This window comes from Bacteroides sp. PHL 2737 (genome assembly GCF_004115325.2).
Classification (GTDB): domain Bacteria; phylum Bacteroidota; class Bacteroidia; order Bacteroidales; family Bacteroidaceae; genus Bacteroides; species Bacteroides hominis.
In genome coordinates, this window is record NZ_CP040630.1 from 2,420,687 (window position 1) to 2,447,277 (window position 26,591).

20 protein-coding genes and 1 pseudogene are annotated in these 26,591 nt (G+C 40.5%); 15 read left to right on the forward strand and 6 right to left on the reverse strand.

The window, feature by feature from the left end; all coding sequences use genetic code 11:
- Positions 1 to 78: 78 nt before the first annotated feature.
- Both DBK98_RS09825 and DBK98_RS09830 read right to left on the reverse strand, forming a co-directional pair.
- Positions 79 to 1,080: an iron ABC transporter permease gene (locus DBK98_RS09825; RefSeq protein ID WP_005809813.1), complete on the reverse strand. Its 1,002-nt coding sequence runs from the start codon at positions 1,078 to 1,080 to the stop codon at positions 79 to 81.
- Entirely contained in the window at positions 1,077 to 2,216 is a 1,140-nt protein-coding gene (locus tag DBK98_RS09830; protein ID WP_032535530.1) for an ABC transporter substrate-binding protein, read from the reverse strand. Before DBK98_RS09830 ends, DBK98_RS09825 begins: the two co-directional genes overlap by 4 nt.
- 533 nt (positions 2,217 to 2,749) lie before the next feature.
- Here DBK98_RS09830 and DBK98_RS09835 point away from each other — a divergent pair.
- From DBK98_RS09835 to DBK98_RS23205, 15 genes and pseudogenes are all read left to right on the forward strand, one after another.
- Complete coding sequence (locus DBK98_RS09835; protein ID WP_005809804.1) at positions 2,750 to 4,912, forward strand: SLBB domain-containing protein; 2,163 nt, start codon at positions 2,750 to 2,752, stop codon at positions 4,910 to 4,912.
- A gap of 7 nt (positions 4,913 to 4,919) precedes the next feature.
- On the forward strand, positions 4,920 to 5,444 hold the full coding sequence (locus DBK98_RS09840; RefSeq protein WP_032535518.1) for a UpxY family transcription antiterminator: 525 nt from the start codon (positions 4,920 to 4,922) through the stop codon (positions 5,442 to 5,444).
- Positions 5,445 to 5,730: 286 nt separating this feature from the next.
- Positions 5,731 to 7,650 (forward strand): molecular chaperone DnaK, encoded by a 1,920-nt coding sequence (gene dnaK, locus DBK98_RS09845; protein ID WP_005775948.1) that lies wholly within the window; start codon positions 5,731 to 5,733, stop codon positions 7,648 to 7,650.
- 203 nt (positions 7,651 to 7,853) lie between these two features.
- Positions 7,854 to 8,399, forward strand: coding sequence for a helix-turn-helix domain-containing protein (locus DBK98_RS09850; protein ID WP_011109344.1), 546 nt, complete (start codon positions 7,854 to 7,856; stop codon positions 8,397 to 8,399).
- Positions 8,396 to 9,658 (forward strand): site-specific integrase, encoded by a 1,263-nt coding sequence (locus tag DBK98_RS09855; RefSeq protein ID WP_005818825.1) that lies wholly within the window; start codon positions 8,396 to 8,398, stop codon positions 9,656 to 9,658. Before DBK98_RS09850 ends, DBK98_RS09855 begins: the two co-directional genes overlap by 4 nt.
- A gap of 314 nt (positions 9,659 to 9,972) precedes the next feature.
- Complete coding sequence (locus tag DBK98_RS09860) at positions 9,973 to 10,326, forward strand: helix-turn-helix domain-containing protein (protein ID WP_004313943.1); 354 nt, start codon at positions 9,973 to 9,975, stop codon at positions 10,324 to 10,326.
- The gene (locus tag DBK98_RS09865) at positions 10,323 to 10,922 is read left to right on the forward strand and encodes a BT4734/BF3469 family protein (RefSeq protein WP_004313940.1); all 600 of its coding nucleotides are present in this window, start codon (positions 10,323 to 10,325) and stop codon (positions 10,920 to 10,922) included. Before DBK98_RS09860 ends, DBK98_RS09865 begins: the two co-directional genes overlap by 4 nt.
- Complete coding sequence (locus DBK98_RS09870) at positions 10,873 to 12,675, forward strand: DUF3987 domain-containing protein (RefSeq protein WP_032535519.1); 1,803 nt, start codon at positions 10,873 to 10,875, stop codon at positions 12,673 to 12,675. The genes DBK98_RS09865 and DBK98_RS09870 overlap by 50 nt, the downstream gene beginning before the upstream one ends.
- 101 nt (positions 12,676 to 12,776) lie before the next feature.
- A complete protein-coding gene (locus DBK98_RS09875) occupies positions 12,777 to 13,145 on the forward strand; it encodes a MobC family plasmid mobilization relaxosome protein (RefSeq protein ID WP_004313937.1) in 369 nt (122 codons plus the stop codon).
- Positions 13,129 to 14,028 (forward strand): relaxase/mobilization nuclease domain-containing protein, encoded by a 900-nt coding sequence (locus DBK98_RS09880; RefSeq protein ID WP_004313935.1) that lies wholly within the window; start codon positions 13,129 to 13,131, stop codon positions 14,026 to 14,028. Before DBK98_RS09875 ends, DBK98_RS09880 begins: the two co-directional genes overlap by 17 nt.
- Positions 14,028 to 14,675 (forward strand): hypothetical protein, encoded by a 648-nt coding sequence (locus DBK98_RS09885; RefSeq protein ID WP_004313932.1) that lies wholly within the window; start codon positions 14,028 to 14,030, stop codon positions 14,673 to 14,675. The genes DBK98_RS09880 and DBK98_RS09885 overlap by 1 nt, the downstream gene beginning before the upstream one ends.
- 107 nt (positions 14,676 to 14,782) lie before the next feature.
- Positions 14,783 to 15,436, forward strand: coding sequence for a master DNA invertase Mpi family serine-type recombinase (locus DBK98_RS09890; protein ID WP_005818830.1), 654 nt, complete (start codon positions 14,783 to 14,785; stop codon positions 15,434 to 15,436).
- Positions 15,420 to 16,676, forward strand: coding sequence for an Eco57I restriction-modification methylase domain-containing protein (locus tag DBK98_RS09895; protein ID WP_011109346.1), 1,257 nt, complete (start codon positions 15,420 to 15,422; stop codon positions 16,674 to 16,676). Before DBK98_RS09890 ends, DBK98_RS09895 begins: the two co-directional genes overlap by 17 nt.
- A 74-nt stretch (positions 16,677 to 16,750) precedes the next feature.
- Positions 16,751 to 16,996 (forward strand): annotated as a pseudogene (locus DBK98_RS23200) (hypothetical protein); the annotation flags it as partial.
- A 75-nt stretch (positions 16,997 to 17,071) separates the two neighbouring features.
- A complete protein-coding gene (locus DBK98_RS23205) occupies positions 17,072 to 17,719 on the forward strand; it encodes a hypothetical protein (protein WP_032535520.1) in 648 nt (215 codons plus the stop codon).
- A 58-nt stretch (positions 17,720 to 17,777) separates the two neighbouring features.
- Here DBK98_RS23205 and DBK98_RS09905 read toward each other — a convergent pair whose 3' ends face one another.
- The 4 genes from DBK98_RS09905 to DBK98_RS09920 are packed head-to-tail and all read right to left on the reverse strand — an operon-like array spanning position 17,778 to position 26,558.
- The gene (locus DBK98_RS09905; RefSeq protein ID WP_032535521.1) at positions 17,778 to 20,777 is read right to left on the reverse strand and encodes an N-6 DNA methylase; all 3,000 of its coding nucleotides are present in this window, start codon (positions 20,775 to 20,777) and stop codon (positions 17,778 to 17,780) included.
- A gap of 12 nt (positions 20,778 to 20,789) precedes the next feature.
- On the reverse strand, positions 20,790 to 24,263 hold the full coding sequence (locus DBK98_RS09910; protein ID WP_011109349.1) for a helicase-related protein: 3,474 nt from the start codon (positions 24,261 to 24,263) through the stop codon (positions 20,790 to 20,792).
- 32 nt (positions 24,264 to 24,295) lie between these two features.
- Positions 24,296 to 25,000, reverse strand: a complete 705-nt coding sequence (locus DBK98_RS09915; protein WP_005818837.1) for a hypothetical protein — start codon at positions 24,998 to 25,000, stop codon at positions 24,296 to 24,298.
- A gap of 16 nt (positions 25,001 to 25,016) precedes the next feature.
- Entirely contained in the window at positions 25,017 to 26,558 is a 1,542-nt protein-coding gene (locus tag DBK98_RS09920) for an RNA-binding domain-containing protein (protein WP_011109350.1), read from the reverse strand.
- Between the last annotated feature and the right edge of the window lie 33 nt (positions 26,559 to 26,591).

Genomic DNA, 26,591 nt, shown 5'->3' on the forward strand with positions numbered 1-26,591 from the left:
GATACAGAGAAGGGTGTCCCACGTGGGACACCCTTCTCTGTATCTTTTAACTAAGGTTTAGTATAATAATGGTTCTTCTTATTTTAGATATGAGTTGCGGAATATGATCCAAACGATTACTGGAGAGCCAAACAAAGCAGTTACTGCATTGATAGGTAATGTACCCTGCATTCCGGGCATTTGAGAAATTAAGTCGCAAATTAACAGCGTAATGGCACCACACAGTATGGAGCCCGGAAGAATAATACGGTGATTAGGGCTCCCAAACAATCCTCTGGCTACATGGGGCATGGTGATGCCTATGAAGGCTATAGGACCGGTAAAAGCCGTCGAAGTTCCGGCCAAAAGTGCAGTGGCCAGAATAATCCAAAGGCGTAATCTGATCACAGAGACTCCCAATCCGTTGGCATAGTTTTTTCCCAACAACAAAATATTGAGTTGCTTTTGCAAGAGCAATGCAGTCAGAATTCCACAGGCAATGACAGGGGCCATCACACTCATCTGTTCCCAGCCCACTGAAGAGAGGCTGCCAAAGGTCCAGGTAATAAAAAGCTTGAGAGTATCCGGATTGCTCATACTTTGCAGGATACTGACGATGGCACCGGCAAAGTTGCCGAACATCATGCCTATGATTAACAGAGAGACAGTCTGAGGTATTTTGATAGAAACGATTATTACCAATAATAAAACTCCTATAGCCCCAATGATAGCAGCTGTCACTTGCCCCCATCCTGCTATAAGCCACAAAGGAAGCGAAGAAGTGCCTAAAGTGAGTAAGGCTACTCCCAGGCTGGCGCCGGAAGTTACTCCCAATACGTCAGGACCGGCCAGTGGGTTATGAAACAGAGTTTGCATCAATACTCCGGCAACAGAAAGTGATGCTCCTGCTAAAATTGCTGTTAATGCTTTGGGAAGTCGGTGATTGATGATAATTTCACGATAGATAAGATTGTCACTGCCTCCGGTAAGTGTATCCCATACGTCTCGTATGGAGAGGTTGACGCTCCCAATAGCAATATCTGCCATGAAAGCAATGACTAACAATATGATTAATAATAAAAACAGCCGGTAGTTTTTCATTCACTTCTTAATTTATCCATGTAAGTTAACTCGTAGTCAGGCAATAGTGTCGGATGAACGATCTTGATCATATCACTCAATAATAGATCTGGACGAGCTACTCCACTTTCCCAATAGTCGTTTCCACCAGTAGCATTTGTCCGCTTGTTTATATGGTATACATTGCCGTCTTTATATGATTTGAATAGTTTGTATTTCGAGTCCATTCGTCCCAACTCTTCCAAAGTATTGGCTTGTACGCCTACCCATATGTCAGCTTGGTTGAAATGTATCAGAGCTTCTTCAATACTGCTGGATATACTACCGGAAGCTGTTGTGTCGTTGGCATAATAGTAATTGGCACCTGCATCGCGGAAGAGTTGTGCACTATAGCTTCTTCCTCCCGGCATAGACCAGGTTCCCCTGTAATCTTGCCCGGAAAGTATAGAAGGCGCATATGAAAATTTCTCGGCACTCTTTTTTACTTCATTGTATTGTTTAGCTATTCGCCCGAAAATGCTGTCAGCCAATGCTTCTTTGTCGAAAAGGGCTCCGACAAATTTAATCCATTCTGCACGCCCCAGAATAGATTTTTCTTGCCATTCAATATTATATAGGATAGGCAATCCCGTTTGTTTCATACGTCGGCTGTTTTCGTCTTCGGTATTGTAGGCAGAAGTCATTACGGCCTGTGGGTGTAATAAAAGTAAGTTTTCTATGTCCAGATTGAAAGCATCGCCCAAATCTTTTATTTTACCCTCTTTGACACCTTGCAGAATGGTAGGATTGTAAATATAGGCCGAGTTGCACACCCCTGTCACTTTATGCAATTCCCCCAGAAGTTCAAGAAACCCCAAATGAGTAGCTGAGTTGGTCATAATACTTTTTAGTGGGATCACTATTTTGTGACCGTTGGCAGGGACAGGCTGATCTTCGGTTTTCACAAGATAATAGATATCATAGGTCTCTCCCGGTTTCCAGGGATTATATACTGTTACTGTAGTGTATTCAGGAGAATGTGTTATTCCGAATCCTTCTGCATATGAAAGAGGGGCCGGAACACCTTCTTCGACAGTGAGTGTTGCTTTCTGCTTTTCTTTGCAAGCAGTGAGCAGAAATGATATTAGTACAAAAAGAATAAAAGAAGATCGGTTCATCATACTTTAAATATTGATTAGTCGTGGTGCAAAAATACAGGATTATTCCGGATTATAGGTCTGCCTAATAAGGAAAATGCCGTAAATACGAGCAAAGGGAAAGCTGATGAAAATGTGTTTTTAAACGTACGTTTATTTGTTCACAAAGATAAAGCTAATATTTAAATACACAAAGTGTTTAATAAAAAGACTTCCTTTTAACTTTCATTATTATTGAAATAAACTCATTCTCAAATCAATGTCTGTTCTTTTTCTTTTCATTTTATCTCTATGATTTTATAAATCTTTCCCTTTAACGAATCACTTGTTTTTAATGTGTTTTTAAACGTACGTTTAAAAACACATTTTTTTAGATGTAATACATTGATAATAAGAATGTTTTATTGAGAATATATTAAAAGCTAACTACTATGATTTTATTAGGATTGATTCTTGGAAGTGTAATATTGGGACTGCTTGCTTGTCTGATATGGATACTTTATGATTTTCGGAGATTTAAGAAGAAAAATAATCTTATAGAATAACTTAGGAAAATGGGCAAGAAAGTATTAGTCTTTTTACTGTTTCTTTTATTTATTGGATGGGTAAGGGCTCAACAGGAAGAGCTGCAAAAAGTAGTAGGACAGAGCGAACAAACTCAGGTTTTTGGACGCAATATATTTGCAAGTCGGAACTTGTCATTTGAACCTAATCTGAATATTCCTACCCCGGAAAACTATATGTTAGGACCGGGAGATGAAGTGATAATTGATATATGGGGAACTTCGGAAAATACGGTAAGAGAGACTATCTCTCCCGAAGGAAGTATTGTGGTGGAGAACATCGGTCCTATTTATCTGAGTGGTATGAACATGCAAGAGGCCGAGCGGCATTTACGACGTGAGTTCAGTAAAATCTATGCAGCTATTTCCGGAGAATCGGTACATATCAAGGTGACATTAGGGAAGATACGTTCCATTATGGTCAATGTCATGGGGGAGGTTGAAGTTCCCGGTACCTATCGGTTATCTGCTTTTGCATCAGTGTTTCATGCTTTGTATCGGGCCGGAGGGGTCAATCGAATTGGCAGCTTGCGTACGATTCAAGTCGTGCGGAACGGTGAAAAGGTAGCTGATGTGGATGTATATAAATATATAATGGAGGGAAAACTGGCAGATGATATCCGTTTGTCGGAAGGAGATGTGATTCTGGTCTCTCCTTATGAGAATCTGGTCGGTATTTTAGGAAAAGTGAAACGACCGATGATTTATGAGATGAAACAGGGAGAGTCTCTGGCTGCCTTAATCAACTATGCAGGCGGCTTTACGGGGGATGCTTATCGGAATACGCTTCGTTTGTTGCGTCGTAGCGGAAGAGAGAAGCAAATATATAATGTAGATAAAGTGGATTATGAAAACTTTATTCTGACTGATGATGATGAAGTTTCCGTGGAGGCGGTATTAGATCGTTTCTCTAATAAAGTGGAAGTTCGTGGGGCAGTATATCGTGCCGGTATGTATCAACTGGACAGTTTGACAGGAACTATAAAACAACTGATTTGTCAGGCCGAAGGGCTTCGTGGGGATGCTTTTCTTAATAGAGCGTTGCTTAAGCGAGAGCGTGAGGACCTGTCACATGAAATGATTCCTGTTGATTTAAGGAAATTGATGGAAGGTATTATTCCGGATTTACCCCTTCAGAAAAATGATGTACTTTATATATCGAGTATCCGGGAACTGGAAAAGGAAGGAACATTGGCTATCTATGGCGATGTGGCAAATCCGGGATATTTTCCTTTTGCTAAAAATATGACTATCCAGGATCTGATTTTAAAAGCCGGTGGTCTGTTGGAATCAGCTTCAACGGCTCGTATCGATGTATCGCGGCGTATTAAAGATGCTAAAAGCACCTCTTCCTCTTCTGTAATAGGGAAAAGTTTTACGGTTGAATTGGAGAATGGCCTATTGATAGGAGCAAAGAGGGTGTTTGAATTGGAACCTTATGATATGGTTTTTATACGTAGAAGCCCGGGCTATCAGAAACAGGCGAATGTGACGGTTGATGGAGAAGTAATATTCACAGGCAACTATGCGCTGACTAAAAGGAATGAACGGTTGAGTGATCTGATAGCTAAGGCCGGAGGATTGTCGAAAGATGCCTATGTAAAAGGTGCACGCCTGATGCGTAGGATGACAGCTGATGAAATCCGGCAAAGACAAGATGCAGTCCGGTTTGCCGTTAAGGGAACCGGAAAAGATTCGGTATCTTTGGCTGCTCTGGAAGTCGATCAGACTTATTCAGTAGGTATTGAACTTGAAAAAGCATTAGCAAAACCAAAGTCCGATGAAGATTTGGTGTTGCGTGAGGGAGATGTACTTTTTATTCCTAAATATGTCAGTACTGTGACCATTACCGGAGCTGTGATGTATCCCAATACGGTTCTTTATCAAAAAGGAAGTGGAATTGATTATTATATAGGTCAAGCCGGCGGCTTTGGCAACCGGGCCTTGAAGCGACGTGCCTATGTTGTATATATGAATGGCACTGTTTCCCGATTAAGACACAATACGGCAAATGCCATTGAGCCCGGGTGTGAAATAATCGTTCCCACTAAAGAAGAACGGAAAAAAGCTACTGTGTCCGGAGCAGTAGGCATGAGTAGTTCCATGGCTTCTATTGCTGCAATGGTTGCTTCTATGGTGAGTTTAACAAAATAAGAGATAGATGAATATAAATGAAAAGCCCGAAATGGCGGAGAAACAGTCATGTCATTGGTATCTTGCTTTTACAGCTTCGCGGGCAGAGCAACGTGTAAAACAAGAACTGGATCAACGAAAAGTACGGAATTATCTTCCATTGCGGAAAATTACTTATCAATGGCAGGGCCGTCCCAAGGAAACATTGTTACCACAGATAACTCGTTGCATTCTTATCCGGGCTTCAGAATCTGATGTTTTGCAGTTGTCCGGAATACAAGGATTAATTATTCCTCAAAATATATGGGAATATCGGATACCGGAATGGCAGGTGAACAGTTATCAATTATTGTTTTCTCATATAGATACTGCTGTGGAGTGGATACCTGATTGTCCGGAGCCGGCTCCTATGGTTCGTGTCACCGGAGGTTCTTTAAATGGACTGGTGGGCGAACTCGATACTTCGGAAACAGAAATACGGATAATAATCCGTTTTCATACTATGGGATGTTTTCGCATAACCATACCTGGAGAGTGGATTGAAAGACTTTAGATATTACTTTCTCTTTTTTCATCTCAACGATAATTCCTCGTCCATTTCAGGGCGGGGAATTATTATTTTATTTCCCTGTAACTTTGACTTTTTTTCATCCTTTGGGTGACATGAAAATGTCAAAATCTGACTTTCTGTCAGAATCCTGTCACTTTCGATCTTACTCAACCTTTTGGCACAAGGTTTGTTTTTTTATAGTCGTCCGTTTGAGACAAACTCCTGAAGGGGGTGCGGGAATAACCGGACAAAAGAAACTGAAATAATAATAAATAAAAGAATAACGATCATGGGAAAAATTATTGGTATTGACTTAGGAACTACAAACTCTTGTGTTTCTGTATTTGAAGGAAACGAACCTGTAGTAATAGCAAATAGTGAGGGTAAACGTACAACTCCCTCCATTGTAGCATTTGTAGACGGTGGCGAACGTAAAGTGGGTGATCCTGCAAAACGTCAGGCTATCACGAATCCTACCCGTACAGTTTTCTCTATCAAACGTTTTATGGGTGAAAATTGGGATCAGGTGCAGAAAGAAATCGCACGTGTACCTTATAAAGTGGTGAAGGGTGATAATAATACTCCGCGTGTAGATATAGACGGACGCTTATATACTCCGCAGGAAATTTCAGCAATGATTCTGCAGAAGATGAAGAAGACAGCTGAGGATTACCTGGGACAAGAAGTAACAGAAGCAGTAATCACTGTTCCTGCATATTTTTCTGACTCACAGCGTCAGGCCACAAAAGAAGCCGGACAGATTGCCGGTCTGGAAGTGAAACGTATTGTAAACGAACCGACAGCAGCTGCGTTGGCTTATGGTCTCGACAAGGCTCACAAAGATATGAAGATTGCCGTATTCGACTTAGGTGGTGGTACATTCGATATCTCTATTCTGGAATTCGGCGGTGGCGTATTTGAAGTACTTTCTACAAACGGTGATACTCACTTGGGTGGTGATGACTTTGACCAGGTAATTATCGACTGGTTGGTTCAGGAATTTAAGAATGACGAAGGTGCTGACCTGACTCAGGATCCGATGGCTATGCAGCGTTTGAAAGAAGCAGCTGAAAAAGCTAAAATTGAGCTGTCTTCTTCTACAAGTACTGAAATCAACTTGCCGTATATCATGCCGGTAGGTGGTGTACCTAAGCACTTGGTTAAGACTCTGACTCGTGCTAAATTTGAATCTTTGGCTCACAATCTGATTCAGGCTTGTCTTGAACCTTGTAAGAAAGCAATGCAAGATGCTGGTTTGAGTAACTCAGATATTGATGAAGTAATTCTTGTAGGTGGTTCTTCACGTATTCCGGCTGTACAGAAGTTGGTTGAAGATTTCTTCGGTAAAACTCCTTCAAAGGGTGTTAATCCGGATGAGGTAGTAGCTGTAGGTGCCGCTGTTCAAGGTGCTGTACTGACTGACGAAATCAAAGGTGTGGTATTGTTGGATGTAACTCCGTTGTCAATGGGTATCGAAACTCTGGGTGGTGTGATGACTAAATTGATTGACGCTAATACTACGATTCCTGCACGTAAGAGCGAAACATTCTCTACTGCTGCCGACAATCAGACCGAGGTTACCATCCATGTTTTGCAAGGTGAGCGTCCTATGGCTGCACAGAATAAATCAATCGGTCAGTTCAACCTGACTGGCATTGCTCCGGCACGCCGTGGTGTTCCTCAGATCGAGGTTACATTTGATATTGACGCCAACGGTATCTTGAAAGTATCTGCTAAAGATAAAGCTACCGGTAAGGAACAGGCTATCCGTATCGAGGCTTCCAGCGGTTTGAGCAAAGAAGAGATCGAAAAGATGAAAGCAGAAGCTGAGGCTAATGCAGAAGCAGATAAGAAAGAGCGTGAGAAGATCGACAAGTTGAATCAGGCTGACAGTTTAATCTTCCAGACTGAAACTCAGTTGAAGGAACTGGGTGATAAGTTGCCGGCAGATAAGAAAGCTCCGATCGAAACAGCTCTTCAGAAACTGAAAGATGCTCACAAGGCTCAGGATATGGCAACTATCGATAGCGCTATGGCCGAACTGAATACTGCATTCCAGGCTGCAAGTGCTGAAATGTACGCTCAGAGCGGTGCGCAAGGTGGTGCACAGGCTGGTCCGGATATGAACGCAGGTCAGGCTAATGCTGGACAAAATAACGGCAAACAAGACGATAACGTTCAGGATGCTGACTTTGAGGAAGTGAAATGATTCCGATAAGGGAACAGATAATAAACAATAAGCAAAAGCGTGCAGCTCAATGAGTTGCACGCTTTTTGCATTTATGGGGTTCATGGTTGCTATGTGTTTTCTATGGGCTTTTTTATCTCTTATTTGCGACATGTTTGCGACACGTCTTATTTGGCGATAAGGTACAACTTAAATTGATATAAACCATTTAAAACGAGAAGAATATGCCAAGAGGAAATTACACTATTCAAAGAAGTTGCGAGGAGTGCGGTAAAATCTTTACTCCTCCGACATTAGTGTCGAAGTATTGTTGCCCTGCTTGTTCCAAGAGGGCGTATAAGAAAAGACAAATCGCAAAAGAGAAAGAAGCGATACGCCAAGCACTGATTAGACGAATACCATCCAGTAAGGGGTATCTAACCGTAAAGGAAGCTATGCTGATTTACGGAATTAGTAAAGACGTTCTTTATCGTATGATACGGCAAGGCTTGATACCGTCATACAATTTTGGTCAGCGTCTGATACGCCTTAGTCGGCAGTATATGGATGAACACTTCAAAACAAAGGCAGGGAGTAGAAAGAGAAAAAAGGAGGCATTGTCCTTTGAACCCAAAGATTGTTACACCATCGGAGAGATCGCAAAGAAGTTCCATATCAATGACAGCAGTGTGTTTAAGCACATACGCCGTCATTCTATTCCTACACGCCAAATCGGTAACTATGTTTATGTTCCCAAATCTGAAATTGATAAATTGTATAAGTCGTTATGAAGAAAGCATTACCCAATACCAAAGTGACCGTCAAACTCAGAAGGTCGAATTATAAAGAAGAGTGGTATCTGATTATAGAGTCATACCCAGTGTATAAGCGAGGTTCTAAACGGGCAAGCCGTGTGGTGGAATCTATCAACAGAACTATATCCACACCCATTTGGGATAAGTCATCCATAGCACGAATCTTGCCGGATGGAACATTCAACTATAAGCCTAAACGTGATTTGAATGGAATTATCCAATGCCGTTCAACGATAGACCAAGAGGCTTGCATCTATGCCGACAATGTGCGGAAGTTACGGCAGCATGAATACGATAGTGCCATCCTATACACTGATAAGGAAAACGAAATCGCTGCACAGAATGAGCGGAGCGAACAGGATTTTATCAAGTATTTCAATCGTATTATAAGCACACGTCATCCCAATAGTTCCGATTCGATTATAGTCAACTGGAGGCGTGTAGGTGAATTATTGAAAATGTATTCACAAGGGCAACCAATTCCATTCAAGGCGATTTCCGTTAAACTGCTTGAAGATATAAAGATGTTCCTTCTCCGTGCTCCAATGGGAGGGAATAAGAAAGGTACTATCTCACAAAACACGGCATCAACCTATTTTTCCATACTTAAAGCCGGACTGAAACAGGCGTTCATTGATGAATATCTGACCGTTGATATAAGCGCGAAAGTAAAGGGAATAACAAACATAGAGAAGCCTCGTGTTGCGCTTACCATGAATGAAGTGCAAATGTTGGTTGATACTCCTTGCAAGGATGATGTTTTGAAACGTGCGTTCTTGTTCTCTATTCTCACTGGATTGCGGCATAGTGATATTCAAACTTTGAAATGGAAACAAATTCAGCAAACAAGCAAAGGTACATGGCAAGCAGTAGTAATTCAGCAAAAGACAAAAAGGCCCGATTACAAGCCAGTCATTCAACAGGCACTTCAACTATGCGGCATACGTCCAGACGATGATGAAGCACTTGTTTTTGAAGGATTGACTGATGCCTCTTGGATTTCTCGCCCGTTGAAAGTCTGGATAGAAGCATCCGGTATCAAGAAGCACATCACCTTCCATTGTGGGCGGCATAGCTATGCTTCGCTGTTGCTGGAAAATGGCGTTGACATATACACCATCAAGTCTTTGATGGGACATACTAACGTCAAAACCACGCAGATTTATACGCATATCGTAAACGAACAAAAAGAGAAAGCCGCCAATACACTGCATATAGAAAATTTGGATTTATAGGTTGTGGTGGTTATATCCACCATTGAGCACCAACGACTTATGTAATACCAATCATATACTTACCACCGTTTACCCCTCATGAAGCATCAACTTTTTGAGGGGTATTTTGTAGTATAGAGGTGTTCAGTAAAGAATGTGTTAGTCCAAACAGTCGTTTATTCCCCATTTATTATGTTGCCCAATAAATTTTCGTATTAATGAAACTTAAATCTGTCAGTGGTAAATGAGCGGTTGATTGGTGGCGGTCAAGCACCTATTTAGCACCTATAAGCATCCCTATACTTTTGCGGCATAAATTTTAATACGAAGAAAAAATGGCCTATAAAGTAAATTCATTGGAGGAAATGCCGAATGCGTTGTCCTACCTGATTGAGTCCGTAGAAGTACTGCAATCTAAAGTGAATGCCTTGCAGCATAAACAGGCAAGTAACTCACCCAAGTGGATGGATATAGATGAGCTTTGTGCTTATCTGCCATCACATCCTGCCAAACAAACGGTTTATGGATGGGTGTCAACCAAACAGATTCCCGTACATAAAATAAACAAGGCTTTGGCTTTCCTGCAATCAGAGATTGACGATTGGCTGAAGAACAAATCGCACAAGACCCAAGATGACTTAATGGAAGAAGCCAGACGATTTGTCGAATCTAAAAAGATTATCAGATGATGGAAACGACCGACTATTGCTTTTCATTCTTTCGCAAGCCCATTCAAAACATCGAACCGATGAGGGCTATAGGTATTGTGGATGTGTATCGTTATGTCATCGGACATTATGCCCAACCACAAACCGAGAACCTGCGGCAGATGCAGTCCTCTCCCGAAGCCAAAAGGTACAAAGCCACCCATTTTGACTATTGTACTTTTTCGGGATTATTCCGAAAACGGAATGAAAAGGAACTGATTATGCACTCAGGATTGATGTGTTTGGATTTCGATCATGTGGATAACATAGGGAGGTTAAAGCAACAATTACTTAACCATGAGTATTTTGATACAGAACTGTTATTTGTCAGTCCATCCGGTAATGGATTGAAGTGGATAATACCTGTTGATTTGAAAGGCTGGGAACATTCCCGGTACTTCAAGGCTGTTACCAACTGTATCAAAGCGACAGGTTTGCCATTGGTGGATATGTCCGGCAGTGATGTGGCTCGTTCATGCTTCTTACCCTACGACCCACAAGCATATATTAACCCTAAATACAAAGATGATGTCGAAGAAAATATTTTCCGCCCAAGATTGGGAGAATGTCCCTTCTGAAATACAACAGGCACATACACCAAGTATTGCCCCTATATATAATAAGGTGGAGGATGATGTGGAAAGTGTTGTTCGGGAGATAGAACAGTGTGCCATTGATATAGCCCCTCATTATAAAGATTGGGTGGAGTTGGGCTTTGCGCTTGTGGATGGATTGGGAGAGAACGGGCGGGAGTATTACCACCGCATCAGCAGGTTTTACCCTACCTATCAAAAGGAAGAAACGGATAAACAATACACGCATTGTCTGCACTCCAAAGGGCAAGGCATTACTATCCGTTCTTTCTTCCATTTGGCAAATCAAGCTGGAATCTCATTGGCTCCGTTCTTCAAAGAGCATTTATCCATTTTGCCAAATATCCAAAATGGTAAAACGGGTAAATGGATAAAATCAGAAGAAGAACTTCCTACATTTCCTGAATGTGTGTTTGAGCATCTTCCTCCTTTTCTAAATGAGGTTGTCAATAATTCCATTTCGGTAGATGACCGTGATACGATATTAATCGGGGCTATTGTGTGTTTGTCGGTATGCTTTCATAATGTTTGTGGCGTGTACGATGAACGCATTGTTTATCCCAACCTCTATCTGTTTGTTGTAGCGGATGCCGGTATGGGAAAAGGAGCATTGACTCTATGCCGTGAATTGGTAGCCCCCATCAACCGCCATTTGCATGAACTTTCCAAACGATTGGAACAGGAATATAAAGAAGCAATGAACACATATATTAAAGGTAAGAAAACCGATGGAATGGCTATGCCAACTGAACCGCCCATGCGTATGCTCGTGATTCCAGCCAATAGTAGCGCAAGCTCTTTCTTGAAGATATTAGGAGATAATGACGGAATCGGGCTGCTGTTTGAATCGGAGGGCGACACGTTAAGTCAGACTTTGAAATCGGACTACGGCAATTACTCCGATGTGTTGCGAAAGGCATTCCATCATGAATTGGTAAGTTTGAGTAGGCGTAAGGATAGAGAGTATTGTGAAGTAGCCAATCCGAGAGTATCGGTAGCTTTGGCTGGAACTCCAGAACAGGTAAGAAGATTGATACCTGATGCAGAGAACGGATTGATGAGTCGCTTTTGTTTCTATATTATCCGCTTCAAACGAGGTATAAGAAATGTGTTTGCCACAAGCGACATTTCCCAATCCAAGAATGCCATGTTCAAACTGTTGGGAGATAAATTCTGCCATTTACATGAGAATTTTGTACGGCAGGGTAATTATTCCTTTTCTCTTCCCTCTGATTTACAGGAACACTTTATTGAATATCTCAGTCGGGTGAATGAGGAATGTTGTGACGAAGTGGATAACAAGATGCAAGGAGTAGTCAGACGGATGGGACTGATTGCTTATCGTATAATGATGGTGTTGACCGTTGTCCGACATTTGGATAATGTGATTCACAAATCTTCTTCTGACGAGACTGTACAATTGGTTTGCCATGAGTTTGACTATTCCGTAGCCATGAGTATTTGCGACACCCTGCTTTATCATGCCGTATTCATTTATCTGAATTTGTCAGGAAATCAGTCTAAACGATTCAATACCGTTTCGCAAGAGACAGGCGTTTATGCACGAAGGAACACCCTTTATAATATGTTGCCTGACACTTTCACAAAGAAAGATTATGATGCGGCGGTTTTAACTTTGGGCGAGAATGGAAGTACGGCAAACAAGTGGATAGAAGCCTTTATCAAAGATGGCAAACTAAGCCGAATAGAACAAGGGAAATATAGGAAGATTTTTTGAGTGGCAAGTTTGTGTTTTAGTGTCACTAAAACCTATGCGGCAAGCGGATAGAACAGCCACTCTCAAAAAATCAATTTATGAACATAAAAGTTTAGATAAGTATGAAGGATAAGAAACTTGGTGGTCGCCCTAAGTTGGCGAGTTATCAGAAACGCACGAAATGTTTTCGGGTAATGTTTACCGAGAACGACTACATTTATATCCAATCCAAAGCGGAGCAGGCTGGATTGTCTGTCAATGAATTTTGCCATCAGGCTGCAATGGATTGTCAAGTCTGTCAACGCATCAGTCCTGAAATGGTATCGGCTATTCGTGACCTTTCCGGTATCGCCAATAATGTCAATCAGATTGCCCACCAGATGCACACTTATGGTTTGGAAGCTGTCAAGCAACAATGCTTCTCAATCATATCAGAAGTCAATAGAATCATCACCCAAGTAAAGAACAACTGCCATGATAGCAAAGATTAAAACAAGAACCGATTTTGGAGGAATAGTGAATTACGCCAATGACCAAAAGAACAAGAAAAAGAGTGCCACACTTTTGGCACACGAAGGAGTCTGCACCATTAGTAATAAAGCCATCGCTGATTTTTTTCAGATACAAGCATCCATGCGCCCGAAAGTAAAAAGTCCGGTGAAACACGTATCACTTGCTTTTTCTTCGCAAGACATTAGCCGTTTTCCCGATAATGAAGAAGGAGATGCGCTGATGGTGGAGATTGCCAAGAAATGGATGGAACAAATGGGGATTCGTAATACTCAATATATCATAGCCCGGCATCACGACACGAAACATCCTCATTGCCATTTGGTATTCAATCGGATAGACAATGAAGGCAATCTTATTTCTGACAGCAATGAAAGAATACGCAATGCAAAAGTTTGTCGTGCTTTGACTAAAGAGTATGGATTTTACTTTGCCCCTAAAAATAGTAAAGCCAGAAATAAAAGTCGTTTGCGTCCTCACCAATTACGGAAGTATAATCTTCGTTCTTCAGTTCTTGATGCGCAGGTAAATTCTCGTTCTTGGAATGACTTTATTAGTACGCTCAAAGGTCAGGGCATAGATATGCGTTTTAATCATGCTGAGAACTCTGATAAAATTCGTGGTATATCCTTTTGTATGGATGAATTTAGCATTGCTGGTTCTAAACTTGACCGTGATTTGAGCTTCAACAACCTTTGCACTATGTTGGGTGATGTAGCTGCGGAACTGATTATTCAACCCCATCAAGTCATAACTCCCGGTGGAGGTGGAGGAACCAACAATGAACAAGGCGGGCGGGATGATAAAGACAAGGATAACCAAAGAAGCGAACCTTTTTATAAACCTTCAAAACGTAGAAGATAATGAAAGAAGATGTAATAGCTGCAAATCTTGCAAATTTGCGCCAAAGTATCAGTGAACTGAAAGAGTGTATTGAAAAACAGAATGTCACTGTTTCTAAATCGGAACAATCTGTAAAAGTGGAATTTGATGAAAAGACCATTTATACTGGAATTGCCAAAAGTTTCTGTACTTGCTGGAATGAAGCCTTGTCTGTGATCAAGAAACATATCTGGCAACAGCAGCCTAACACATTGCCGTTTTCGCTATGGTTTCCGAAACTCATTGATTTATTCAAGCAGAAGTCCAAACTTCTTGAATATCTTTATCGGCACGTTTGCGATTACAATCAGAATCGTATAACTATCGAAACTAATACCCGATGTATATTGAAACGGCAGGATGAGATATTAGCAAAAATCAATGAATTGAAAAGCCCTGTAACCGTTATTCCACCTAATATCAGTGGGTTGTTTATATATGGCTATCATATTAAGCTACGATATGTCATGGTCTTCATTGTCGTTATTATGATATGGGCCGTTGCTGTTTCTGTTAGTAGTATGAAGTATAAGGAAGAGAGCTTTGCGTATTATTCTATGTATAGGGCAGTGAAGGAACAGAATCAGAACTTGATAGAAAAGCAGATAGCAATAAAAGGGGAAAATTAGTATATGCTTCTACGTATATACTGTTTGCTCCAATTTATCCCTTTACATTTTAATCAATTGTGAAGGAATTTTTTATATTGGTGTATATTAATATAATTTTAAGAGTTATGATTTACGGATACATTAGAGTAAGCAGTGACAAACAAACTGTAGAAAACCAACGTTTTGAGATAAGTAATTTCTGTAATAATAATGAGTTGACAATTGGCGATTGGATTGAAGAAACTATTAGTGGAACGAAAAATTACACAAAACGACAGCTTGGACGTTTACTGCGTAAAGTACGCAAAGATGATATTATCATCTGTAGTGAGCTTTCACGTCTTGGACGCAATCTTTTTATGATTATGGAAATCTTGAATATCTGTATGACAAAAGAATGTAAGGTATGGACAATTAAAGATAACTATAGACTTGGGGAAGATATACAAAGTAAAGTCCTTGCCTTTGCTTTCGGATTGTCAGCTGAGATTGAACGCAATCTTATCAGTCAACGTACAAAAGAGGCGTTAGCGAGAAAAAAAGCAGAAGGGGCAATGCTCGGACATTGTCGTGGCTTTCGTTGTAGACTTAATCCCAAATGTGCCAACAAGCACGATTATATTGTAAAAGAATTGGCTAAAGGAACAGAAAAAACAGTTATATCTAAAAGATTGAAAGTATCAAAAACTACATTATATCGTTATCTCGTTTATACGGGGCTTCATTTGCCTATAAACTGTCAACAAGAAGGATGGGAAGAGTATGGTATCTATCATTGATTTCTATGTACTACAGAAGCGACCCTCAAATGGGGGCGGATTCGACATAGCCATTGGTAACCCACCATACATCAGTGCGCCAACACAGATAGCATCACCAGAATTGAACGAACAGCGGCAGCGTATAGTGGCAAGCAAGAAGTATAAATCGCTTAATGAGAAGTGGGATTTGTATGTTCCTTTCATGGAACTTGGTATGCAGTTACTATGCCCCAATGGAGTATTTTCTATGATAGTCCCATATCCTTTGACAAATCAAAAGTATGGAAAGAAACTCCGTAAGATGATTGTAGAAGAGTATCGTTTGTTGGAAATAGCCGACCTAAATGGAACAAAGATTTTTGAGAATGCCACAGTGAGTAACTGTATTCCATTTATTCAGAACAGTCAACCAGAGGGTGAACTTCGCATCACACAAATCTTTGAGGACAAGACCATCCGTGAAGTGTTAAGCAAATCTCCAAAGGCATTAAAACTGGACAAGAAGAATTATGTTTGGAACTTGACAGAAGAGGAAAGAACAGGAAACCGTTTTGCTAATATGAATGTATTGGGTGACTTCTGCTATATAAGCGTAGGAATGGTTGTTAATGCCAATGAGAAGGATGCCCAAGGAGCATTCAAAAAAGAAGATTTGATAAGTGACACATACGATGCTATCCATTGTAGAAAGTATATTGAAGCAAAGGATATAGACAAATTTCAAGTCAAACGTGTACGCTATCTTGAATGGAACACGGAACGCTGCCCAGAGAAACTACGCCGTCCAACTTTTCGCGAGTTGTATGACCGTCCAAAACTTATCATGAATTGTTTAGGAACTATCAACGTGACAATAGATGCAGAAGAACACTTTCTGCATAATCACTCTATCTACTGTGCTATTCTTTGGAAAGATTTGAAAGATGTTAGCAATAAAAGCATATCTTCTAGTGTAAAGAAATTCAGTAAACATAACCGTGAAGCTATGGAATCTCTGTCTGAGAAGGTCGACCTGTATTATTTGCTTGGCATCCTTAATTCTTCTATGGCAGACCAGCTGTTGACAGACCAACGAGGCGGTGACTATCACATATATCCAGAACATATTCGTAATCTTCCAATACCTGTTCCGCAAAGAGAAATACAAAACGCTATTGGCGAAATTGCAAAACAGATTCTTCTTATTCGAGAAACAAATACCGATTACTCTGAATTGGAAGAACAGCTCAATAATCTTGTGGAAGCATTGTATCAATGACATATTGTTGACCCTCAAAAGAGGGCTTCGATATTGTCATTGGCAATCCACCGTATGGTGCTAAAATTTCATCTATAGACAAAGCATGCTTCAAACATATATTTACATCTGCTCAAACTATACCTAATATACAAAAAGGATCTTTAGATACTTTTTCGCTTTTCATTGATTTAGGTTACCAAATATTACACACTAAAGGAAATGCAATCTTTATTGTTCCACTAAGTGTTACTGCTTCCGATGCAATGTCAGGACTTCATAGACTACTAATAAATCACTGTGACGAAATCTATGTCAGTTCATATGGAGACAGACCACGCCGTATATTTGAAAGTGCAGAACAACAAGTATCCATTATTAGTTTTAAAAAATCCAGCAACAAGGCCACAAGAATTATGACTACGCATATCAACAAACGCTATTCTGATGAATCTCTGTGGTTACTCTTAGATGACCTAAAGTTTGTAAATGCCCTTCATCATATTCGCAATGGGAGAATTCCAAAGATAGGCAATGAAATAGAATTAGGAATATTATGCAAATTAGAGCGTTGTGTCACAACAATAAAAGATGTGTATAAACGAGAAGGTTTACCTATTTATTACCGGAAGGCAGGTGGTAGGTACTATAAAATAATAACTAAGATTCCTACTCATTCTTCTGCAGAAGGGGAATTGAAAGTCAGAGAAAAATATCAAAGTCTTGTAGGAGCAGCCTTGTCAAGTAACCTTTTCTATTGGTTTTGGCTGATACACTCAGATTGGCATAACTTACGATCATCCGAATTAGAAATGTTTCCTATCCCATTCGAATCATTTTCAGATGAAGAACTTGATAAAATAAATACTTTATATGATACTTATCTTAATGATTTATATTCAAAGAGCCAGACAACTAAAACGGGACTGAAATGTTTTTTTGCAAGACAATCTAAAATGCATATTGATGCAATTGATAAATTTATTGGAGAAAAATATGGTTTATCTGAGATTGAAATAAAATTTTTAATCAATTATGACTATCAATATCGAAATGCTGAATAAGCGTTAATTCTGAAAGGAAAGATTATGATAATTGGAGGGATTATCCTCCAATTATCATTCATTCTCCAGCCAACCTAAATTCTAATTCGTAATTTTTGATAAAATCGGTTTCCTCCTGCGTCAATCCGTATAGCGGACAGATGTAGTCATCTATCTCATCAATGATGGCTTTGGAGCGTACAATTTTGTATTCCTTGAATGAATCAACATTATAGGTGGACTCTCCAGAAGTTATTCTGATATTAGCTTTTGCCTCTATGTCAGAAAGATAACGAGAATACAACTTGTCAAGATAGTCAATATCCTCAGCTGAGAGCTGTGGAACTGTGAAATTCTCTATCTCGTATGTCTTCCAATTTAAATTATCAGAAAAAATCTGATAGAACCAAAATGACAAACTGCTACTGAGTATGCAGCCAACAGCATCTGCGATTTTGGAATTAGCGAAATAGATAGTTCTCTCTGCTGATGAACCGGTACTATAATTTGTTACGACTTTGAAATATCGCCCTCCTGCAAACCTATATATGATTGGACTCCCTGAAGTCTTGATAAGAGATCCTAACTTTGTATAGTTGAAGAGTTTGTTTAAGATGGTTTTCTCTATTTCAGAACCTATCTTTGGAATACGACCATAAAGTGTTTGCCCTTTCACATCAACAAATTGCAAATTATCAATGAGCCTTTGTAATTCAAACTCATTCCCTCTTCTGTGCATCTTGGTTGAGAAAATATACTGACATGGCGTTTCAGTCTTCTTAAAAAGAAGTATCGAAGTGTTTACTACAGCGTTCTCAAAAACAGGCTTAGGACGTACTGCATAGGATGATATGTATATGGTATCACAGTTTCCCATCAAAAGACGGTGTACGCCTGTTAGGGAATCACTTGATGTCAAGGATATTGGAACGATATAGGCAAAACTCCCATTCTTCCTAAGCAGATTGTATCCCAATTCTATGAATAGTGTATATGTATCAAGAGCCCCCTTCTGTAATCCTCGGATGCTATTTGCCGTCACATAGGTATTCTTATAATACCTCTTTGTTTGGTTGTCGTATTTCGCTCCGTACGGTGGATTGCCAATGACAATATCGAAGCCCTCTTTTGAGGGTCGTGAGAAAACATCATGGAACCAGGTATGCCAGAGGAAGAACTGACTGTTTGCAGACAAGTCCATATCTTCAAAATCAATATGAATACCTTGTTCAACGAGTTCCTGCTTTACAATATCTGCAATGTCCTTTCTCAGCTGCATTTTCTTGTCATGTTCAGGGCAAGCGTAATATTCAGTAAGTTTGTCGCGTAGATTTTTGCGATAAACATCTAACATGCTATCAAAGAAAGTTAGACTTTCACCAGCTCCTATTTTCTTTTCTGTCATCGTTGAAAGGTCAACACCCTTATATTGCTCCAGAAGGGAATTTCCCTGCATAATCTTGAAATCAAGGTTAGGCAGAGCCTCTGGTGACTTTTCGTCAACAATCAGTGAGAGCCAGAAACGAAGTCGGGCTATATCCACTGCTCCACGTTCAATGTCAACACCATAAATGTTGTTTTGGATAATGTGACGTTTAATGTTAGCTGCATTCTCTACAATGTTTGGCTCAATAGCAGAACGGCAGAAGAACAGTTCGCGCAGCAATCCCATTGGAAAAGCACCAGAGCCAATTGCAGGGTCGCATATCTTCACATCGTACAGTTTCTGATCAATGTATTCCTTTAATTCGCCCAGCTGGGATGCATCGTGAGTTGTCACAAACTGACGTATACACTCCTTGTCTTCTTCCCTCATGTCTGTTTGCAGATATGCTATCAAGCTTTCTCGGCACATGTACTGCACAATCTCTTTCGGCGTATAGAATGCACCCTTATCCTTGTTGTCCTCCAGCAGGTTTTCAAAGATGCGTCCAAGCATTTCTGGGTCAACGCCCACTTCTGCATCGTTTGGGTCATTTTCATCGATGGTAAAGTTGTACTGCGAGAGCATTGTCAGCAGGCCATTAAAATAGCTGGCAGGAAAATGACTGGGCTTCTTGTCAAGAATGTCACGTTCAAACAGACCGCCGTTCAAATATGGAATACGACAGTTGCGGAAGCCTTCTACTTTTGTGTCGTAAAGGTCGCCCTGATCTGAACGGTTACGGTCTAAACCTTCTGTAAACAAGTCTTCTAATATGTCATCAAGAAAGTTTTCCTTTTGACGTTCATTTGCATTCTTGAAAATATTCAGCATGAAATCACGATCGCCTTCGCCCCATTCCTTGCTTGCAGGAACGCCAAGCCAGCCTTTCTTTTGGAGGAAGTGCAGGAACACAATGCGTCCAAGAAGTTTCTTCACATAGTCACGAATGGGTTTTTCCTCACGGTCACGAATTTTGTCAGCAGCCATACCCGTATGGTCAAAGCCTGTATCAATGAAGTGTTGACGCATTCCGTTTGTAGGGTCAACCATGTAATTGACAAAAGCTTCGTATTGAGCCTTGTACTTCCCAAAGAACTCTTTAGAAAGAGCTTCAACGTTGAATGCATTTTCGATGTCTTTAATTTCAAGAGAATTCCTTTTGTCGTATAGAGCTATGAAGTTGTCAGTTGCCGTGCGGCATGACTGACCAGGCCCCAGCAGGAACGTATAGCGTTTGCTGTCGGTGGATTCTTCTTTGTTGCCACTCTTTCGGCAATAGGTGAAACGCCAATCCCAACGAGTATCATCCTCGTAATGGAACAGCATGAAGGCACAAGAGAATTGATCCATGACAGCACGGATGAGCCGCTGGATGTTCACACGGTTATGCTCCATCATAACCCGGTCGCTGACTGTCACATCGAAAATCTGTAAAGGTTCAACGCCAACATACATCATTCCAACTTGCTTGATGCTGCGTATTCCCGTCGCTTCTGCCAGTTGTCTTCGTTCGGGCTGACTCTCCAAAAGCTCTGTTTCAAAACCATCCTCAAAGTCATCTTCACCGAAAATGGGAAAAATAACATTGTTGAGGAACGAACTCCAGCCTTGATATCGGCTGCTTAAATATTCTTTTAATGACTCCTTATTCATGGGGGTATTTGTTTACTTGATGGTTCCTAATACAATAGATGCTTCGCCTTGTTTACTTTCCACATGGGCTACGAGTTTGCCGATTTCTCGCTCCAGAATCTCGTCTATATCTTGTTGCTCTATGGCAAAGAGACGTAAACCCCGCTCTTCTAATTCCTGACCAATAGCCAATACTTTTTTGATAATATCAAAACTTCCTCGGTCAATAAACTTACGAGCATTTTTCAGCAAAATCTTGGATTGTAGTGATAAACTAGGTGTGTTGTTAATTTTCACCAACATTTCTTTTGCAGCCGTAGCCTTGTCACCAGCCCTTGACTTGTTGATGCGGACAAAGTATTGGTTATAAGTCTTTATGGCTTCTGCCGAAAGCTGTCGCCAGTTATCTGGTAATGGAACACGTTTGGCATTTTCTTTCACACGCATATCTTCAAGCAGTTCAAGCAAAGAAATTATTTTGGCGTTATACAGACCCTCGGCTTCTGTACGTATTCTAATTGCAAGCCTTGCAGAGTGTGGTGCTTTTACTATGAAATATGCCGTTCCACTTGCAGCCTGTGCTATCTGCCAGTCTTTATCAGCTTGTTCTATTTGCAGATAACGTTCAGGGTGAGTATCCTTGTATTGTTTCAGTTCATATACATACTTCTGCAAAGGTGATTCCTCACCGTCAACAGCTTTGGCAATATCGTAATGTACCACACTTTCTTCTTCCGAGAAAATCTTACTGTCTTCACCAAACAGGACATGGAAGGATTGTAACTTGGTATGTGCCTTGCGAACCAACTGAATCTGCGCATCGCCTTCTGCACTTGGCATGAAGTTATAAACATAGACAAAAGGCTCTTTACTGCCGATACGGTTTACACGACCTATGCGCTGCATCAGGCGAGTGGAGTTCCAAGGAGTATCATAGTTCAGAATAACATTGGCACGGTGGAGGTTCACACCTTCTGCCAAGACCTCTGTTGTAATGATAACATTGTAGTCATCCTTCCAAACACCTTCGTAATTGGCATCGAAATTTTCCTCAATCGTGTGTTCCATCTCATCACGATTGGCAGCAGTAATGACAAGTGCCTTATACCCCTTTGCCTTTACCGCTCTCGCAAGCGATTGTACTGTGTCTATAGCTTCCGAGAAGATAACCAATTTTCCAGAGGTATTCTTTTGTGGATTAAACAATTCTGGCTTGATATTCTCTTTGAATGCATCAAATTTCGGGTCTTGTGGGTTTTTCGCCCATCGATCATAGAGATTAGAAATGAGTCGGAAGTCTTCTTTCAGTTGGATATAGTATTCCTCCTTGAAGTCTTTGCGGTTATATTCTGCATTCTGTCCCTTCTCGTTACGCCCTTGTTCCGTCAATTTTGTTATCTTGGCTCTGATTTCTTCTACACAATCATTAAACGAAACACGTCTACCACGTTTCAATGTTTTGGTTTCATAGTCAAGTTCTTTGTTTACGTCAATTTGCGGACAAACGAAAATTGTGTCGTTCTCCCACATCTTAATCATGTTCTCTGTGTAACGTCGCAGGTTCAACAGGGATTGGGTGAAAGCAGTGAACGAACTTTCAAGACGCTTCACAAGAAGAATCTGCATGATGATTGCAAGCTGCTTGGCAACGTCGTTGACACCACGATTGCCTCGACCAGTATGTTTTCTTTCGTTGGCAGGGTCAGTAAAATATTCAATGGCACGATAGCGGAAATATTTTAACCACTCGTCAGTCTGCAACTTTTCTGCCTCCGTTGGAGCAATGATTGTCATAGTATCAGAGAACAGTTGAGCCAACTCGTCATCCATGATGTATTCAAGATTGTTAGGTCCAACAATTTTGGGAAATATCAAGCCTTGTGATTCCATATCATCCTTGTAATATTTCTCAACGTCAGTTCTTGTTCGGCGTTCTAGAATATCACTTAACACGCAATCACGTAGTCTCTTTGACACGGCATCCAAGCGTTGGCGGCGCTCATCTGCTGGTATGTCGTTGCTTCTATCTATCAGCGATTCATATTCTCGGTTGACATCTGCAAAGAACCTTTCGATATTACCACTTTCAGCCTTCTTCAATGTACTGTCATTGTGGTTTCTCTCAAAAAGGTAAATCTGATTCTTCAAGTCATTTGGTCGGTTGTTCTGCGGTGTGGCAGAAAGAAGACCCACGTATGGATATACCCCTGTATTAGAACAAATCTTCTGTATCAGTTCATCAAGAGACTGGTACATCAATGTGGCACTGTTGCGGAACTTATGGCTTTCGTCAATGACAATAAAGCCATAATTCTTTTCTTGGAGTGTTCCACCAAAATCGCCAGAATCGCGGCTGTCGTCATCGTCATCTTCGCAGCTCTCATCTTCGGCAACATTTCCGATGCGTCCAGTTGTAATGAAGTCAATGTATGGCGCAATCTTCTCGTCAGAATTTTTGTCGAACATGGCTATAGTCTTCTTCCAACCCGATTGAATGGCAGGAGGAGTAATGACCAATACTTTACGTTCTCGTCCATCGTCTTCTGGTACGGACAAGAAACGCTTGATGATGAGCGTACCAATAATCGTCTTGCCAAGTCCCACCACATCTGCCAACATAAAGCCACCATGTTCGTGCATAATGCCGATACACCTCTTAACAGCTTCTATTTGATATTCCAGTTTGTGGATGTTCGCTGGCAGATAAGTTTCTATCTGTTGTCCGAGTGATTTGTCTACAATGTCACCAAACTTAATTTGTAGCAATTTGATATATAGTTCGTATGGAGTGAATGATTGTTGTTCACTTTTGCGTTCTTTTTCCACGTCATCTGTTATAGGTGCAGATTTAAGGATTTGTTCTAAGAATTGTTTGTTCCAAGGTTCAGATATTTCCCATTTTTCATTAAACCATATCAAATGAGATTTATTACCAGGTATTTCATCAAGCGATAACACTTGATTTGGAGCTGTTTCAATATAGTTTAATTCAGCGTTACCTTGTAATCCTTTTTGTGTAAAATTTGTACTACCCACGATACCAATACCAATGCCGTTTGACTTTCCGTCAAAGATGTAACACTTAGAATGTAAAAATTGAGTTTCGTCATTTTCATTTTTTCGAAATACACGAATCTGAATCTTTGAATCATTGTTTTCCGTACAATAATCAAGAAGCAGACGTATAGCATCTTTATATTCCTCAGTAACATTAAGTTCGTGGATATCAGTTTTTATGAAGTCCAGCGGATAATTTGCATCTTTATATTTAGGTGACTTTAATTGATTTACGTATATATAAGGGTCTTTTCCTATAAGTAAACGAAGCGTTGTTCCTTCTTTTTCAATGAAAGACCTCAAATTTTCTTGTAGTATAGCTAAACCGGGAATATCCCAATAGCCTGTGGCAATACTAACTGTTTTAATACCATCAATGGCTAAGCATTTTCTCAATGTTGTTGTCATTGAAAGTGCTTCTATGGAATTATCTATAAGTGTATTATTCATTTTAATTCTATTCTATGGTTTGAAAATATGCGCTAATTACATTCTTTCTCTCTCCTCTCTTTTACTTTTTCCAATCCCGGCATCTTTTTAGCCAATGCACTTTCTCCTGCTGGAAAATAGAGAGGAAAAACTTTATATAAGAAACCCACAACTTCACTACGACTTTTATCCATATTGTAAAAAGCAGAGCAGACAAAGTACATTAGTTCTTGCTGACTACATGTTTCTTTAGGTTGTATGCTTATTGAGGGAGCAACTATCAAGTCATGTTCAGCAAATGATAGAGCACTGGCAAGAATAGCTTCCTGTTCTTCTTCGGTAAACATCTTTATTTTCCCAGCTAACCATTCAAGCTCTCTTTGCCGGAGTGCTTGTTGTTTTTCGTTTTGATGCTCCAATAGGATTGCTACATTTTCTTGTTGCTTTTCTGTCAAGGCGTTTTCTAATGCTTGGTTCTTTCGTTTAAGAACGTTGAATTTTAGCAAAGCAGCAATGTACATACAGAAATATCCTACTGCAATATCGAATATTAGGACAAGCAGATAATTGTTACTTGAGTTTTGTATGCCACCAGCCATATATTCACTAATAGGGATAACAGCTAATAGCATGATAATGGCTATTGCATAAAGCACTCGGTATCGCGTTTTATGGTTTACCTGTGGCAAAGAGGCAAACAAAAAGGCGATAATCAAAACGGCTATGATTGCAAAGAGTGGTATGAAAGAGGTCTCCATAGGTTTGTTGTTCTGTTTATGGTTTAACAATAATGCGCCAATAACCAGCCTTGTCTGAACCTTCGTGAACCAAAATTCCCATACCCCTAAGGCTCTTGATATTTTTCTCTATAGCGCGTTTAGTTACACCAATCTTGTTGGCCATATTATCAGCTGTGATTGAAGGATCTGAAATAACGAGGTCGATTATCTTTTGTGCAGTTTTACTGACTTTCTTCTGTGTTTCCGATGTATCTCCGAACTTATCCGCATTTACACCGAACTTTTCGACCGAACTTTCTTCATTTACACCGAACTCTTTTGTGTTTACACCGAACTTTTCGACCGAACTTTCTTCGTTTACAGGGTACTTTTCGAGGGTACTATTTACCCTGTTGGCTACTTCCTCTACAGGTATTCTTCCGCTTTCGTTCCAGTTCAAATTATAGAACGTGGTGTAGAAAGAGGTCGCTTCCGTTTGATATTGCGGTTCTTTGCCTTGCAAGAAATTAGGTAATTTCTCTGTAAGCTCTCGCATTTTGCGTAAACCGGAACCACGTTTCTCCATATAATCCAACTGTGTGAACACATCTGCAATGACAGGATTACGACGCATGGACGGCACTTTGTATATGTCACGGTCTTGAATTTGTGTACCGTCAAGCATAGCACCAGGTGATACCAGTTCTACGCGGTCATCATAAATGTCGATATGTACTTCACCGCCCATTATAGTATAATCTCTATGGATAAGGTGGTTTACCAGTCCTTCAAAGATGGCACGGTCGGAATAGTCGGGGAGGTTAAGGCGATAGTTTGGCATCTTCACCCAGCCGCTCATGGTATAGTTTTTGATGAAATCCATACCATATTTTAAGAGCAGCACAAGGTTAGCCCGATGTTCTACGGAACTGATGGCATCATCCTTATAGAGTCCAGTCCAACGGGTGCAGAAAATACGCGATTGAAATACCGTGCAATTATCCACAAACAGCAATCCTGCATTGGTCAGTTTGCCGTCAGGAGTTACTAGTCCGAATGATTCCAGATACTTGTCGTTCCATTCTTGATGGGTTTGCTCACGGAAAGTATTGGCAAGGATGATGAAAGAATGTTTGCCGGCATCCACTTGGGTAGGAAGAGAATCCCATGTCATGTGCGTGCCTTTTAATACCAACGAAAGTAATTGTTGGGAGTTGCATTCTACACTTTCATTGCCAACTCGTACATATGCGGTACGTGTCCCATCCTGATAATAGTAATAAGGTGTAAGCGTTCCTGCCTTTACTTTCACTTCAAGCAGGGTATGCCCTTCGTGTTCTATCGGAATAAGCTGAACTTCCGGCACAGGGTCAAGTCGTGCCTTCATCATTTCACTGATAAAATCAGCATCGGCTTGTGGATTCTCCAACCCTACAATTACACCTTCATCATTCACTCCATAAAACAAACTGCCACCGTCCGTATTGGCAAAAGCCGACACGGATTTAAGCCATGACTTTACTTTCTTACGTTCCAGCATTTCCTTGAAATCGTAAGCCGAGCATTCCACTATCAATGTATTGTTATGTATTTGCATAGTTTCCTTATTGTTGTTCGGGTATAATATCCC

Coding starts and splice junctions, on each gene's coding strand:
- DBK98_RS09825 (WP_005809813.1), bottom strand. CDS start 1,080: ATGAAAAACTACCGGCTGTTTTTATTATTAATCATATTGTTAGTCATT.
- DBK98_RS09890 (WP_005818830.1), top strand. CDS start 14,783: ATGATTTACGGATACATTAGAGTAAGCAGTGACAAACAAACTGTAGAA.
- DBK98_RS09860 (WP_004313943.1), top strand. CDS start 9,973: ATGGCCTATAAAGTAAATTCATTGGAGGAAATGCCGAATGCGTTGTCC.
- DBK98_RS09885 (WP_004313932.1), top strand. CDS start 14,028: ATGAAAGAAGATGTAATAGCTGCAAATCTTGCAAATTTGCGCCAAAGT.
- DBK98_RS09880 (WP_004313935.1), top strand. CDS start 13,129: ATGATAGCAAAGATTAAAACAAGAACCGATTTTGGAGGAATAGTGAAT.
- DBK98_RS09865 (WP_004313940.1), top strand. CDS start 10,323: ATGATGGAAACGACCGACTATTGCTTTTCATTCTTTCGCAAGCCCATT.
- dnaK (WP_005775948.1), top strand. CDS start 5,731: ATGGGAAAAATTATTGGTATTGACTTAGGAACTACAAACTCTTGTGTT.
- DBK98_RS09870 (WP_032535519.1), top strand. CDS start 10,873: ATGTCGAAGAAAATATTTTCCGCCCAAGATTGGGAGAATGTCCCTTCT.
- DBK98_RS09920 (WP_011109350.1), bottom strand. CDS start 26,558: ATGCAAATACATAACAATACATTGATAGTGGAATGCTCGGCTTACGAT.
- DBK98_RS23205 (WP_032535520.1), top strand. CDS start 17,072: ATGACTACGCATATCAACAAACGCTATTCTGATGAATCTCTGTGGTTA.
- DBK98_RS09855 (WP_005818825.1), top strand. CDS start 8,396: ATGAAGAAAGCATTACCCAATACCAAAGTGACCGTCAAACTCAGAAGG.
- DBK98_RS09850 (WP_011109344.1), top strand. CDS start 7,854: ATGCCAAGAGGAAATTACACTATTCAAAGAAGTTGCGAGGAGTGCGGT.
- DBK98_RS09905 (WP_032535521.1), bottom strand. CDS start 20,777: ATGAATAAGGAGTCATTAAAAGAATATTTAAGCAGCCGATATCAAGGC.
- DBK98_RS09910 (WP_011109349.1), bottom strand. CDS start 24,263: ATGAATAATACACTTATAGATAATTCCATAGAAGCACTTTCAATGACA.
- DBK98_RS09835 (WP_005809804.1), top strand. CDS start 2,750: ATGGGCAAGAAAGTATTAGTCTTTTTACTGTTTCTTTTATTTATTGGA.
- DBK98_RS09840 (WP_032535518.1), top strand. CDS start 4,920: ATGAATATAAATGAAAAGCCCGAAATGGCGGAGAAACAGTCATGTCAT.
- DBK98_RS09915 (WP_005818837.1), bottom strand. CDS start 25,000: ATGGAGACCTCTTTCATACCACTCTTTGCAATCATAGCCGTTTTGATT.
- DBK98_RS09830 (WP_032535530.1), bottom strand. CDS start 2,216: ATGAACCGATCTTCTTTTATTCTTTTTGTACTAATATCATTTCTGCTC.
- DBK98_RS09895 (WP_011109346.1), top strand. CDS start 15,420: ATGGTATCTATCATTGATTTCTATGTACTACAGAAGCGACCCTCAAAT.
- DBK98_RS09875 (WP_004313937.1), top strand. CDS start 12,777: ATGAAGGATAAGAAACTTGGTGGTCGCCCTAAGTTGGCGAGTTATCAG.